The organism is Polynucleobacter tropicus (assembly GCF_013307225.1).
Taxonomy (GTDB): Bacteria; Pseudomonadota; Gammaproteobacteria; order Burkholderiales; family Burkholderiaceae; genus Polynucleobacter; species Polynucleobacter tropicus.
Window position 1 is genome coordinate 197,279 of record NZ_CP028942.1, and the last position, 13,825, is coordinate 211,103.

A 13,825-nucleotide genomic window follows, 5' to 3' on the forward strand; every position below is an offset into this window, starting at 1 on the left:
ATTTAGGAGAAAGTTATGTTGAATTGGGAAGAGGAAGTAGCTCCAGCACTAGCGAAAGCTGGTCTTGCGCCACAACCGGTTGCGGCTGAACCGCAACGCCCGCAGCCAGACCAAGAGGCGATGGCGGCACCTCAAGCTGCTGTGCCTGCAGCAGCGCAAACACAAAGTGCGCCAGCAAATGGCATGGAAACTCGTCGCGTTAACGTGGCTGATAAGCGCGTTATCAATGCAAAAACCGACGTTAATCAGCTCGTTCCATTTAAATATAAGTGGGCTTGGGAGAAATATTTGGCGGGTTGCGCTAACCACTGGATGCCACAAGAGATCAATATGAACCGCGATATCGCGCTTTGGAAAGATCCAAATGGTCTTACAGAAGATGAGCGTCGAATCATTAAGCGCAATCTTGGCTTCTTTACTACAGCGGATTCTTTGGCTGCAAACAATATTGTTTTGGGTACATATCGCCAAATTACCGCTCCAGAGTGCCGTCAATACCTATTGCGTCAGGCTTTCGAGGAGGCAATTCATACCCACGCCTATCAATATATTGTGGAATCTTTGGGCTTAGACCAAGGCGAAATCTTCAATGCGTATCACGAAATTGAGTCGATTCGCGCTAAAGATGAGTTCCTCATTCCGTTTATTGATGTGCTGACTGACCCAACATTTAAGACTGGCACACTAGAAAACGATCAAAAATTACTTCGATCTCTGATTGTTTTTGCCTGCGTAATGGAAGGTTTGTTCTTTTATGTTGGTTTTACGCAAATACTTGCGATGGGTCGTCAAAACAAAATGACGGGTGCCGCGGAGCAGTATCAATACATCCTTCGCGATGAGTCAATGCACTGCAATTTTGGTATCGATTTGATTAACCAAATCAAGCTGGAGAACCCGCAGTTATGGACTTCTGCGTTCAAAGACGAGATTAAATCGATCTTCGAAAAAGCGGTCGAGTTGGAGTACCGTTATGCCGAAGATACGATGCCTCGAGGAGTGCTCGGATTGAACGCTCCGATGTTCAAAGGTTACCTAAGATACATTTGTAATCGCAGATGTTTGCAAATAGGACTTGACGCGATGTTCCCAAATGAAGAGAATCCATTTCCATGGATGTCAGAAATGATTGATCTTAAGAAAGAAAGAAACTTTTTTGAGACACGCGTTATTGAGTATCAAACCGGTGGTGCGCTAAGTTGGGAGTAATAAACTAGTTTTAAAGCGCACAACTGGCTAAATAGGAGATTAGACGGTTGGTTAGTTTAGGAAGTCAGCAAAAACAGACTCAAATCCGAAAACCCTTGCTCAAGGGTGCCTGGGCTATTCTCCCCGTTTTTTCCAGCACATTTAAGAAGCCGTTGTCCTTCGGGGCCACGGCTTTTTTTCCAAGGATTCATTAGCGTGCAGCACTTAGCTTCAAGCCGCGCGCCGATGAATGGCTCGCTCGTTCATTCCGAATGGTCGGGTTTTCTTAAAAATGTAGTTTGTACTAATCCTCACGTGAAGGAGTAACACACATGGCAACAAAGAAAAAACCTGCTGCAAAGAAACCAGCTGCTAAGAAAAAAGTAGCTGCAAAGAAACCAGCTGCTAAAAAAGTAGCTAAGAAAAAGCCAGCTGCTAAGAAAGCTGCCGCTAAGAAGCGTCCAGCTGCTAAAAAAGCTGCCGCTAAGAAGCCTGCTGCTAAAAAAGTAGCTAAGAAAAAGCCAGCTGCTAAGAAAAAAGCTGCTGCTAAGAAGCCTGCTGCTAAAAAAGCTGCTAAAAAGCGCGTAGCAAAAAAAAAGTAAGTAAGCCTGCTGCGAAGAAATCGGGCTCGGTTGTAAAAAAGCCCGCGGCTAAGAAAGCTGCACCAGCGACTAGTGCGTTGAATCCTGCTGCTGCTTGGCCCTTCCCAACTGGCACACGTCCTTTATAGACGGGTGTTATTAGAAGGGGTCTCTCACGAGTACCCCTTTTTTTATTTCCGAAACGGCTTAAATCTTTAGAAGTTAAACCCAAAAGCGGATTTAAATTGATCGGCGATCTGGGTTTTGCTCGGCTGGTGGTTTTGAGGCCCTTGGTGGGTAATCTTGATTGAGCCCATGAGACTAGCTAGACGTCCAGTAGTTTCCCAGTCCATACCGCTTTCAAGGCCAAAGAGTAATCCACCGCGAAATGCGTCGCCACATCCAGTTGGATCAATGACTTGTGCAGCTGGAACAGGCGGAATCGAAATGCATTTGCCATCCGTATAAATCTCAGCGCCCTGAGCACCTTTTGTGACGATCAGTGCTTTGACGCGTTCGGCAATTTTCGATAACTCCAAACCTGTTTTTTTGGAAAGCATTTCGCCTTCATAGTCGTTTACAGCCAAATAGCTGGCAATCTCAACCAATTCGAGGAGCTCCGATCCGTCAAACATGGGCAATCCTTGGCCTGGATCAAAAATGAATGGAATGTTTGCATCTGCAAGCTGGTGGCAATGCTCCCACATTCCTTGTCTGCCATCTGGGGCAACAATTCCAAATTTCGCAGCGCCTTTTGCGTTTTTGCTGCGTTCAGTTACCACTGTTGCAACTTCATTGAGGTGTGATTCACTCATGGCTCCGGGGTGAAACGCAGTGATTTGATTGTTTGTTTGATCGGTGGTGATCATAGCTTGCGCTGTAAAAGCGTTTTCGAGTTGACGAATGTGGCTTGCGTCGATCCTGAGTTTCTTTAGGTGATCCATGTAGGGTTTTGCATCACCACCAACAGTTGCCATGATGATGGGGTCGCCGCCCAAAAGGTGTAGGTTATAGGCAATATTGCCAGCACAACCACCAAATTCGCGGCGCATGGTTGGAACCAAAAACGCCACATTCAGGATATGAATCTGCTCTGGAAGAATTTGATCGGCAAATTTGCCTTCAAAGTTCATGATGGTGTCGTATGCGATAGAACCGCAGATCAGGCTAGCCATAAATTGCTTTCTGTGTGGTTGAAGATAGGATTAATTGGAAAATGATGTGTAAAAAGGTGTCGATAATCAGATTAGTGCGGATAAATTACATGCACTCGATAGCCGGCTGCATTTGCTGGTAGTAGGATTGGCAACTCAGCTAGGATAATTTCACCAGCGGGCGCGCCATTTTTTAAAAAATCAGGATGTGATTCTTGCCAAGAGGGAGAGAGCCATTCTTTTGGAGTTAGATGAATCGTTTTCAGTTCAGATTCTTCTGCATCAGTGAGGGAAATTTCTAAATTTGGGAACAAAATAGGAATTGCAAGACGATTTTGTATTTCAATTTGCAAGATCGATTGATTTGCAGGGCTTTTAAGGCCATCACGCGCGCTTTCGGACGAAAGTGTTGCTGAAGTTATTTTCCATGCGGAAAAATCGCTCACAGGGCGATTAAAGCACCCTAATGCACTACATAATTTTTGATCAACGAATTGCAGAAGCGAAAATGTGCGCACTGCAACTGCATTCGATGTGCCATCGATGCGTGGAGCTAATGCTGGAATGAGTGTGTTTCTAAAAAGATGCTCACCAAAAATCAGTGAGACAAGAAAAAGAAGGCTTAGTAAAGTCGGTTTTAGGTATTTAGAACGCTTAAATCTTTTTTTTTGAGCAGAATCAGCGTCAGCAGTAGAGTTTGAGCCGTTTTTTTGTTCGACACCCATGGTGCCGTGCAAGCAAACCCAACCTTCGCTCTCACGCCAGACAGAAAGTTTAAGCCACTGACTGTAAGTGGTGATCACTTCATCAGCTTGACGGGCAAGAACGCCAGATAAAACAATTTGACCGCCTGGTCGCATCTTATTGACCAATGCAGGCGCCAATACTTGAAGTGGGTTGGCCAAAATATTGGCCATCACAATGTCATATTTTCTTTCTGCAGCCAATTCTGGGGCGCCTTCTGTTGGCAATACAAAACGAATTTCGGTATTGTTGATTTCCGCATTGCTTCGGGCGGCAACCATTGCTTGAGGGTCAATGTCGGTGCCAACTACGGGATTGCAACCCAGTTTTGCGGCAGCAATTGCCAAAATGCCTGACCCACAACCGTAATCCAACAAACTTTGGTTCAAGAGATTTTGATGTTCTTCTAACCAAAGTAGGCATAAATGAGTGGTTGGATGACTACCAGTACCAAAAGCAAGTCCTGGATCAACCGCTAGACAAATCGCATTTGAATCGTTAGGCGCCTCATGCCAAGAAGGAACAACCCAGATGCGTTTGCCAATCTGAATCGGCGCAAATTGACTTTGGGTTAATCGAACCCAGTCTTGTTCTTCTACCGTTTTTTCTTGCGGTGAAGATAGCTTGAAACCAGCTTCTTTGAGAGAGGCAAGTAGTTCTGGAATAAATTCCGCAGAGCCGGATGCATCAATTTCTGGATTAAAGAGGGCGGTAACGGATGATCTATCCCACGCTTGCACTTCAGGCGATAAACCCGGCTCGCCATAGAGTGGGTTTTCATCATAGCCACCAGCTGCATCATCCTCAACGGTCACCGACAAGGCGCCTAGCTCGAGTAAAGCGTCTCCTAAAGGTTCCGCAGTTTCGGCTGCTACCGTGAATACCAACTCACGATAAGACATGTAACGCTCTTATGGCTTGCATGAATTAGGATTTACCGCGACTAGCAGCTTGTTCTTCCAAACGATGCTCTAGGTAGTGAATGCTTGTGCCACCTTCCATGAAGTTTGGATCGAGCATGAGTTCACGATGAAGAGGAACGTTGGTAGTAATGCCGTCAATCACCATTTCTGAAAGAGCAATTTGCATGCGACGAATCGCTTGTTCGCGAGTATTGCCGTAAGAAATGAGTTTGCCGATCATGGAGTCGTAGTTGGATGGAACCATGTAGCCGCTGTAAGCATGTGAGTCCACGCGAATGCCAGGACCTCCAGGCATATGGAACGAGCCAATGCGCCCAGGACTTGGGGTGAACTTGAATGGATCTTCTGCATTGAGACGACACTCAATGGCATGTCCGCGGAAAACAATATCTTTCTGGCGATAGCTGAGCTTTAGGCCGGCAGCAATGCGTATTTGCTCCTGCACGATATCTACACCGGTAATCATTTCTGTAACTGGGTGCTCAACTTGAACACGGGTATTCATCTCGATGAAGAAGAATTCACCGTTTTCGTATAAGAATTCAAATGTGCCTGCACCGCGGTAGCCAATCTTTCGGCAAGCATCCGCACAGCGCTCACCAATTTTGGCGATCAAGCGGCGATCAATTCCTGGGGCTGGAGCTTCCTCAATCACTTTTTGGTGACGACGTTGCATTGAGCAGTCACGCTCGCCTAGCCAAATAGCGTTTCCATGAGTGTCAGCTAGAACTTGGATTTCTACATGGCGAGGTTTTTCTAAAAACTTCTCCATATAGACTTCTGGGTTGCCGAATGCACGACCCGCTTCTTCACGAGTCATGTTTACAGCATTAATTAAATGCGCTTCTGTATGAACTACGCGCATACCGCGACCGCCACCGCCACCAGCGGCTTTAATGATGACGGGATAACCTACTTTTTTTGCGGCAGCAATAATTTCTTTTGGATTATCTGGCAATGCGCCTTCGGATCCAGGAACGCAAGGTACACCAGCTTTAATCATGGCGCGCTTTGCTGAAACCTTATCACCCATAAGGCGAATCGAAGCCGCTGTTGGACCAATAAAAGCAAAGCCTGATTTCTCAACACGCTCAGCAAAGTCAGCATTCTCAGAGAGGAATCCATAACCTGGGTGAATCGCTTCAGCATCAGTCACTTCCGCTGCGGAAATAATTGCAGGCATATTGAGATAGCTTTGAGGGGAAGGTGCTGGCCCGATACATACGGCTTCATCAGCTAGTTTGACGTATTTCGCTTCTTTATCAGCCGTGGAGTACACCACAACAGTTTTAATTCCCAACTCGCGACATGCGCGTTGGATGCGAAGAGCGATTTCTCCGCGATTGGCAATCAGAATCTTATCGAACATGTCGGCTCTGAGTTAGGTGAGGGGTTTCGAAAGGCAAAAGAGAGGTCGCAGGCTTAAGTGCTTAAGCGATCACAAATAGGGGTTGATCAAACTCAACGCCTTGACCGTTCTCACAAAGAATTTCTTTGATTACGCCAGCTTTTTCAGATTCAATTTCATTGAGAAGTTTCATTGCTTCAATAATGCAAAGTGTTTGACCAACTTTTACGGTGTCACCCACATTCACAAAGTTTGGAGACTCTGGATTTGGTGCGCGATAGAAGGTGCCCACCATTGGTGAGCGAGCAACAAAGCCTTCTTCAGCAACTGGGGCTTCCGCAGCTGGCGCATGAGGCGCAGCGGCTGCCACAGGGGCTGCTGCAATAGCCTGTAAAGGGGCGGGGTTGGCATAAACAACTTGGCCTGCAGCAACTGGAGAACCAGAATTGACGATACGAACACGATCTTCACCTTCGTTTACTTCTAATTCAGAAATGCCTGATTCGGAAACTAGGTCGATCAAGGTTTTAAGTTTTCTAAGATCCATATGAGTGTGTCCTCTCTTGAAATTCTGTAAATAAGCTTATTTTTGTAAACGAGCGATCGCAGCTTGTAATGCGAGTTCATAGCCAATGGCACCAAGTCCGCAAATCACCCCTGTCGCGATATCGGATAGGTAGGAATGTTTCCGAAACTCTTCGCGCTGGTGAATGTTGGATAAATGGACTTCAGTAAATGGAATGGCAACACCAGCCAAGACATCACGCAGAGCTACGCTGGTATGGGTAAAGGCGCCTGGATTAATGATGATGAAATCAACCCCATCCTGTTTTGCTTTCTGGATGCGGTCGATGAGCTCGCCTTCGTGGTTGCTTTGATAGGTGCTTAATTCAACGGACTGGGCTTTTGCAAGCTCCCCCAGTTTTTGATGGATATCTTCAAGGGTAGTTTTGCCGTAAACCTCTGGTTCACGAGTGCCCAATAAATTGAGGTTTGGACCTTGTATGACGAGAATTGAAGCTTTTTTAGACATAGATCCCTGTTTTTAGAGGCAGTTAGGTGTCAATTGTTTAATTTGGCTTTTAGCTGGCCACACTACTATTGCTTCATTTATTGCTTCACTTGCTACGGTTGAAAGTATACCTTCAGAAATCTCTGAAAAGTTCAAAACTGGGGGCTAAAAATGAAATTTTCACTAGTTTTAGGTACAAATAATGAAAATTATTGAGAAAATTGCCTATTAATTAAGCAATTGGCAGAGAGTTAATTCCGGATAAAAAGATTCAAATGTATTTAAAGAGCATTGTTAATCGCTTTTTTGAGCTCATCTTCGCTTATTTTTCCTAATTTTGTGAAAGTAGATTTTCCGCTTGGGTTGATGATGACGGTATAGGGTAGAGCCCCCTGAGAATTGCCCATTTGCTTTGCTAAATTGCTGCCCTCTAATCCACCGATGACGATTGGATAGGAAACCGGGGTTTTTTCCAGAAATTCACGTACGTTAGATGGTGAATCAATGCCAATGCCAACAAATAAGACATTTTTAGCAGCATATTCTTTTGAAATTTGATCCAAAGTGGGCATTTCTTCTACACATGGGGGGCACCAAGAGGCCCAAAAGTTAACAACCAAGACTTTTCCTCGCCAATTTTCGATATCAGCAGCTTTTCCGTCTGGTGTTTGCCAAGGGTTGGCAAAAAAAGCCTTGATTGATGGTTCGCTGGCCAAGCCAGATTGAGAGACCCATTGAGAAGTAAAGATGCCGGTTAGTAGTGCCAATATGCTGACACCAGCAATCACAATCCATTGTCTTAGGTTCATCTCATGTCCTTCGCTAAAATTCATTAATGCATATACATATTTTGGGCATTTGCGGTACTTTCATGGGCGGCATTGCCGCAATTGCCAGACAGGCTGGACATCGCGTAACGGGTTGCGACGCCAACGTGTATCCCCCAATGAGTACGCAACTTGAATCCCAAGGTATCGAGCTAATTGAGGGTTTCTCACCGGATCAATTATTGCAGTTTGAGGCGATGCCGGATCTATTTGTGATCGGCAATGTGGTTTCTCGTGGCAATCCACTGATGGAAGCGATTTTGAATCAAGGGCTTCCTTATATCTCTGGCCCCCAATGGCTCGGGGAACAAGTTCTATATGGCAGACATGTTTTGGCGGTTGCGGGCACACATGGCAAAACTACTACTTCAGCAATGCTTACATGGATTTTGGAATTCAATGGCTATAAACCAGGTTATCTGATTGGTGGTGTGCCACTGAATTTCACAGTCTCCGCTCGTTTAGGTGAGAGTAAATATTTTGTGATTGAGGCTGATGAATATGACACTGCGTTTTTTGATAAGCGCAGTAAGTTTGTTCACTATAGACCCCGTACTGCTTTATTAAATAATTTGGAATTTGATCACGCCGATATTTTTGCGGATCTTACTGCAATCGAAACTCAGTTTCATCATTTAGTGCGTACCGTTCCGAGTGATGGATTATTGGTAGTCAATGGTGAAGAGCCTGCCTTGGAGCGTGTGATTGCAAGGGGTGCATGGGCACCAGTAGAGCGCTTTGGACAAGACGCTGTTAACGAGTGGTCTTTGATTTCGCAAGAAGCAGATAGTTTCATTGTTCGCAAAGCAGGTAAGGATGTTGCGACAGTGAACTGGGCGCTAGACTCAGGCGTGATGGGTAGGCATAATCAATTGAATGCATTGGCTGCAATTGCGGCCGCGAATCATATTGGGATCTCACCAGCAGATTCTGCACGTGCTTTGGCAGAATTTAAAAACGTCAAACGTCGACTCGAAACAATTGGTGTTGCTAATGACATCACTGTTTATGACGATTTTGCGCATCATCCCACTGCCATTACAACGACAGTTGATGGTCTGCGTAGACGCGTAGGTAAATCTCGCATCTTGGCTGTTCTCGAGCCTCGCTCCAACACCATGAAGCTTGGTACTATGAAAGCCCAGTTGCCCGATAGCTTGCAGCAAGCAGACAAAGTATTTGCATATGGCGCTAGTAGCGGCAAAGAGTCACTGGGTTGGGATTTGGCAGAGGTTCTGGCACCACTCAATAGCCAAGGGGAAGTTAAAGCTCAAGCTTTTGATGATCTGGATTCTCTCGTGCTCGCGGTTGCAAAAGAGTCTAAGCCAGGTGATCACATTTTGGTCATGAGCAACGGCGGTTTTGGTGGCGTACATCAAAAATTATTAAAGAAAATCGCAATCTAAATTCGCTTGCAGCAATTTCACATATAAAACACATACTGAAAGTAAATTCATGGGTGATCGATTAAAAGGTAAGGTAGCAATTGTTACTGGAGCAGCCAAGGGCATTGGTTTTGCAACGGCCCAGCGTTTTGCGCAAGAAGGCGCAATTGTGATCGTTGCTGACGTCAATCCAGAAGCGGTCAAAAGCGCTGTTGCTCAAATACCCAATAGCGAAGCGCATGTAATGAATGTGACCGATCGCGCGAGTATTCAGGCGGTAGTTGATCAAGTAATGCAACAGCATGGCCGTATTGATATTTTGATTAATAACGCGGGCATTACTCAGGATGCACGTTTGATCAAAATGACTGAAGCTCAATTTGATTCAGTCATTGACGTGAATCTCAAAGGCGTTTTCAATTGCACGCAGTTGATTGTTCCTCATATGTTGGAGGCTGGTTCTGGTGCAATCGTGAATGCCTCGAGTGTTGTTGGTTTGTATGGCAACTTTGGCCAAACAAATTACTCAGCTACAAAATTTGGCGTGATCGGCTTTACCAAGACCTGGGCTCGTGAGCTCGGGCCCAAAGGTATTCGAGTGAATGCGGTATGCCCTGGATTTATTGCCACCGAAATGGTGAAGGCAATGCCGGAAAACATTCTGAAGGATATTGAGAAGCGTAGTTGGCTTGGGCGTTTGGGTACCCCTGAAGAAATGGCTAATGTATACCTATTCTTGGCTAGTGATGAGGCTAGCTATGTGAATGGCGTGGCATTAGAAGCTAGCGGCGGAATTTCGCTATAAGCATGAATCTCTTATACGAAGAGGGTGGCGACATCAAAATCGCCACGGTGCAGTCTGCAACCGGAACAGGTGATGCAGAGTCTTGGCAGGCAACCAGTTTGTCTGGCAAAAAAATCAAGCTCAAGGCTAAAGAGGTTTGGTTGCGCTTTGAAAAGCCTGAAGCTCAGGCCGTGATGGATGAGGCGCTCACGCTCTCTAAAGAAATCGATTTACAGTTGTTATGGGATTGCGCGCCAGATGAAGAATTTGGATTGGTGGATGTTTCCCATGAATACTTTGGAGATCAAGCATCCATTCCGCAACAAGCTTCATTGGCAATTGCATTGCAAGGTGCGCCAGTATTCTTTCGTCGCAAGGGACGAGGACGCTTCCAAAGAGCGCCTTTAGAGCAACTTCAGGCAGGCTTGGCGGCACTCGAGCGCAAGCAAAAAGAATTAGAGCAACAGTCCCTGTGGCAACAAGACTTAGTGGTGGGGATATTCCCAGAGGCTTTAAAAGCTTCTGCCAAGCATTTATTGTTTTCTCCTGATAAGAATAGCTCTGCATATAAAGCCTTAAGCGCCGCTTGCACAGAGACTGGCGAGTCGCCTGCGCAGTTGATGATTCGTTGTGGCGCGATTGACTCTCCACTGGCCTATCACCAGGGAATGTTTTTAAAGGCCCATTTCCCAAATGGTTCTGCTCATAATCCCAATGTGGGGGTTGATCAGGATTCCTATGATGCGGCGATCGCAGAACTGCCTCGTGCAGAAGTGCAGGCTTTTTCTATTGATGACGCTGGAACTACAGAGATTGATGACGCGCTATCTGTAACGGATTTGCCAGATGGTGGTCATCGCATTGGAATTCATATTGCAGCCCCAGGATTAGTTCTGACTAGGGATGATGCGCTAGACGAAGTAGCACGTAGTCGTATGTCTACGGTTTATTTCCCGGGCGACAAAATCACGATGCTGCCCGACGCGGTCATTCAGAAGTTTTCATTGGATGAGGGCGACTCTAGAGCCGCTTTGTCGGTCTATGTGGATATTGATGCTGATGGGGTCGTAAATCGAGAGACTATTCAAATGCGCGCTGAAATGGTCCCAATTGCAGCTAATTTGCGCCTTGAAAATATTGAGCATTTAGTTAGTGATGAGACTTTATCGGGCGCAAGCGTTGAATATCCGTATAAAAAAGAGTTAGGAATTTTGTGGCGAGCTGCAAAACACTTACACTCTGGCCGCCAGGAAAAAAGAGTGGCTAACGGATTACGTGCGGAGCAATTAGGTTTAATTGACCCAAATGCTTTGGCAAGAGATTTTCATTTTCAAATTAAAAATAACGACGGAGTTGAGCGTGTGGAGATTACTCCACGTCAGCGCGGCTCTATTTTGGATACGATTGTTGCGGAGTGGATGATCTTCTGTAATAGCGCTTCAGGTCAATTGCTGGCTGATCATGGATTGCCCGGCTTATTTAGAACGCAAAAGGGCTGGGGCCCAATGCGTACCCGTATGCAAACTACTCCCGGACCTCATGAAGGTTTAGGTTTGGACTATTACGCTTGGTCTACCTCTCCGTTGCGCCGTTACTCCGATTTGGTAAATCAATGGCAGTTACTGGCGCTGGCAAAGCATGGTGTTACTGCCAAGATGGTTGCACCATTTCCTCCGCGAGATGCAGTGTTAATGGGAATTGCAGCGGATTTTGAATCTTCCTATCAAGCGTATGGTGAATACCAAGATCGTTTGGAGAAGTACTGGTGTCTACGCTGGATTGCGCAAGATGAGACCTCAAAAGGTGTTTATGTAAGACATTTAAAAGAGGGGATGTCGAGAGTTGAGCCTATACCTTTGCATTTGCCTATTCCAGAGATGGCCAGTCATCCACGCATGACCAGGGCGCATGTAAAGGTATCTGATGTAGATCTATTGCAATTGAGTGCCGCTGTGAGGGTGTTAGAAATAGAGTCGGTGCAGTCAAACGGTCAGGCCTCAGATAGCCAGGAGGAGCCTTCGTCTGGGGAATCTGAAGAAGATGCGAGCCTGGATTAGACCGATGCATTTTCCGCATTTTGAAAAAATAGAAAGACTGATTTCTTATTTTCAAGATGCTTGGCGTAAACACCCCTTTCGCTTGGCGCTCTGTGTATCGCTGCTGATACACATCATCTTTCTGTCCTTTCGTTGGGGCATGGGCGAGATTCAGAATCGTCGCCTGAATACACCGCTCAGCGTAGTTCTTGTAAATGCTGGCAATAAGTCGCCCCCCAAGCAGGCAAATAAATTAGCTCAAGCTGATTTGCAAGGGGGCGGAAAGTCTGAGACCCAAGATGCTACTGCCTTGCATCGTGCTAGGTTGGGGGCTGAGGCTCGCATTGAGGTTTTGGAGAAACAACAAAAGCAAATGTTGGCCAAACTCGACGAGCAGCGCGCCCGCTCTGGTGGTCGAAGGAGTGGTGAAGAACAAAAAATGGCTCAGCAACTTAATTCGCTGGAAGCGGAGTTAGCTAAGCGCTTGCAACAAGATGGTCGCGAGCCAAGACGCAAGGTTCTAACCAGTGCTAATACAAAAGCTGTGACCTTTGCGCATTATTTTGATGCTATGCGCCAAAAGATTGAGGCTTACGGCAGCACCTTTTTTCCGCGTGCCAATGGACGACCTTTATATGGGAGTTTGGTAATTGTGGTGAGTGTGGATGCGCAAGGTCGGATAACCAATAACGCCCAAGGAAAAGAAGGGCTTTCTATTGGGCGCAGTTCTGGCAACCCGGAATTAGATCGTCAAGCGCTTGCCATCGTCAGGGCTTCAGCGCCATTTGGTCCTTTTCCAGTAGAAATGCGCAATCAAATCGATGTGCTCGATTGGATCTCGACTTTTGACTTCACTCGAGAAGGTAGCAATCATTTGGAATTGCGGAACTAATTCGCTTATTCTGTAATCCTTATGACTTCAAACGCTAACCTAGAGCTTCATACAGACCCAAGTCTTTTCTCGGGAAAAGATGTGTATGCGGTTGCTGGTAATCCTATTGCTCACAGTAAGTCACCCATGATCCATCAACAGTTCGCGGAGCAGGCGGGGCAGGAAATTCACTATGGCCGTTTGCAACCAGAATTAGATGGTTTTGCAAAGGCAGCAAAGTCTTTCTTTGCGGCTGGAGGTAAGGGGATGAATGTCACTGTTCCCTTTAAGTTAGATGCACAGGCGTTTGCAGATCAATTAACAGATCGCGCGCAGCTAGCTGGTGCGGTAAATACGCTGTGTATTCAGAATGGTAAGATTTATGGTGACAACACCGATGGTGCAGGTTTAGTGCGTGATCTATTGGCACAAGGGATTGATATTCATGCCTCACATATTTTGTTGTTAGGCGCGGGCGGCGCATCACGTGGCGTCATTGGGCCTTTATTGCAGCGCTCACCTAAATGCTTAGTGATTGCCAATCGCTCTGCCGCCAAGGCGGATGAGCTGGTGAAAATATTTGCTGATCTAGCCGTAAGAAATGAAGTTTCGCTAGAGTCTCGCACTTTAGCTGATCTGGAGAGTGCTCAAAATACACTGCACGCTTTTGATCTGGTGATTAATGCCACAGCCGCTGGATTAACAGATGAGTCGCCACTTAGTGAGGTGGCGGTAATGCAGGTTTTTAAACCTGGATCGTTTGCTTATGACATGGTTTACGGCAAGACCACTGCCTTTATGAAGCAAGCCCTACAGCGTGGTGCTCGTATCAGCGATGGTTTGGGAATGTTGGTAGAGCAAGCGGCTGATGCGTTCTTAATCTGGCGTGGCGCTGAGCTTGCTGCAAAGATCGATCCGCGCGCTGTTCTTGCAAAGTTGCGTAGTTAACCGAGTTTTCACGCTAACCTAGAT

Annotated in this window: 13 protein-coding genes and 1 pseudogene; 7 read left to right on the forward strand and 7 right to left on the reverse strand. The window is 46.2% G+C overall.

All coding sequences use genetic code 11. From position 1 onward, the window contains the following. Positions 1 to 15: 15 nt before the first annotated feature. Positions 16 to 1,209: a ribonucleotide-diphosphate reductase subunit beta gene (locus tag DCO17_RS01075; protein ID WP_173954983.1), complete on the forward strand. Its 1,194-nt coding sequence runs from the start codon at positions 16 to 18 to the stop codon at positions 1,207 to 1,209. 311 nt (positions 1,210 to 1,520) lie between these two features. Beyond that, positions 1,521 to 1,790 (forward strand): histone-like protein 2, encoded by a 270-nt coding sequence (locus tag DCO17_RS01080; RefSeq protein WP_173954984.1) that lies wholly within the window; start codon positions 1,521 to 1,523, stop codon positions 1,788 to 1,790. 194 nt (positions 1,791 to 1,984) lie between these two features. Here the strand turns inward: DCO17_RS01080 and DCO17_RS01085 are convergent, their stop codons facing one another. The 7 genes and pseudogenes from DCO17_RS01085 to DCO17_RS01110 form a co-directional block, all read right to left on the reverse strand. After that, a complete protein-coding gene (locus tag DCO17_RS01085; protein WP_173954985.1) occupies positions 1,985 to 2,944 on the reverse strand; it encodes a carbohydrate kinase family protein in 960 nt (319 codons plus the stop codon). A gap of 71 nt (positions 2,945 to 3,015) precedes the next feature. Then, positions 3,016 to 3,648, reverse strand: coding sequence for a DUF3426 domain-containing protein (locus DCO17_RS10460; RefSeq protein WP_254598824.1), 633 nt, complete (start codon positions 3,646 to 3,648; stop codon positions 3,016 to 3,018). Continuing rightward, positions 3,649 to 4,569 (reverse strand): annotated as a pseudogene (prmA, locus tag DCO17_RS10465) (50S ribosomal protein L11 methyltransferase); the annotation flags it as partial. 25 nt (positions 4,570 to 4,594) lie between these two features. Next, entirely contained in the window at positions 4,595 to 5,959 is a 1,365-nt protein-coding gene (gene accC / locus DCO17_RS01095; RefSeq protein WP_173954987.1) for an acetyl-CoA carboxylase biotin carboxylase subunit, read from the reverse strand. Between the two features lie 61 nt (positions 5,960 to 6,020). Beyond that, complete coding sequence (gene accB, locus DCO17_RS01100) at positions 6,021 to 6,485, reverse strand: acetyl-CoA carboxylase biotin carboxyl carrier protein (RefSeq protein ID WP_173954988.1); 465 nt, start codon at positions 6,483 to 6,485, stop codon at positions 6,021 to 6,023. A 36-nt stretch (positions 6,486 to 6,521) separates the two neighbouring features. Then, positions 6,522 to 6,971 carry a type II 3-dehydroquinate dehydratase gene (gene aroQ, locus DCO17_RS01105; RefSeq protein ID WP_173954989.1) on the reverse strand — a complete coding sequence of 150 codons (450 nt, stop codon included), beginning with the start codon at positions 6,969 to 6,971 and terminating at the stop codon, positions 6,522 to 6,524. Positions 6,972 to 7,231: 260 nt separating this feature from the next. Beyond that, the gene (locus DCO17_RS01110; RefSeq protein ID WP_173954990.1) at positions 7,232 to 7,759 is read right to left on the reverse strand and encodes a TlpA family protein disulfide reductase; all 528 of its coding nucleotides are present in this window, start codon (positions 7,757 to 7,759) and stop codon (positions 7,232 to 7,234) included. A 26-nt stretch (positions 7,760 to 7,785) separates the two neighbouring features. Between DCO17_RS01110 and mpl the strand changes: the two genes are divergently transcribed. Genes mpl through aroE form a run of 5 tightly spaced genes read left to right on the forward strand, consistent with a single transcriptional unit; the run spans position 7,786 to position 13,801 of the window. Further along, positions 7,786 to 9,183 (forward strand): UDP-N-acetylmuramate:L-alanyl-gamma-D-glutamyl-meso-diaminopimelate ligase, encoded by a 1,398-nt coding sequence (mpl, locus tag DCO17_RS01115; protein WP_173954991.1) that lies wholly within the window; start codon positions 7,786 to 7,788, stop codon positions 9,181 to 9,183. A gap of 49 nt (positions 9,184 to 9,232) precedes the next feature. After that, complete coding sequence (gene fabG / locus DCO17_RS01120) at positions 9,233 to 9,967, forward strand: 3-oxoacyl-ACP reductase FabG (protein ID WP_173954992.1); 735 nt, start codon at positions 9,233 to 9,235, stop codon at positions 9,965 to 9,967. Positions 9,968 to 9,969: 2 nt separating this feature from the next. Further along, entirely contained in the window at positions 9,970 to 12,003 is a 2,034-nt protein-coding gene (locus DCO17_RS01125) for a ribonuclease catalytic domain-containing protein (protein WP_173954993.1), read from the forward strand. A gap of 4 nt (positions 12,004 to 12,007) precedes the next feature. Further along, positions 12,008 to 12,874: an energy transducer TonB family protein gene (locus tag DCO17_RS01130; protein ID WP_254598785.1), complete on the forward strand. Its 867-nt coding sequence runs from the start codon at positions 12,008 to 12,010 to the stop codon at positions 12,872 to 12,874. 21 nt (positions 12,875 to 12,895) lie between these two features. Then, a complete protein-coding gene (gene aroE, locus DCO17_RS01135; RefSeq protein ID WP_173954995.1) occupies positions 12,896 to 13,801 on the forward strand; it encodes a shikimate dehydrogenase in 906 nt (301 codons plus the stop codon). The last annotated feature ends 24 nt before the right edge of the window (positions 13,802 to 13,825 follow it).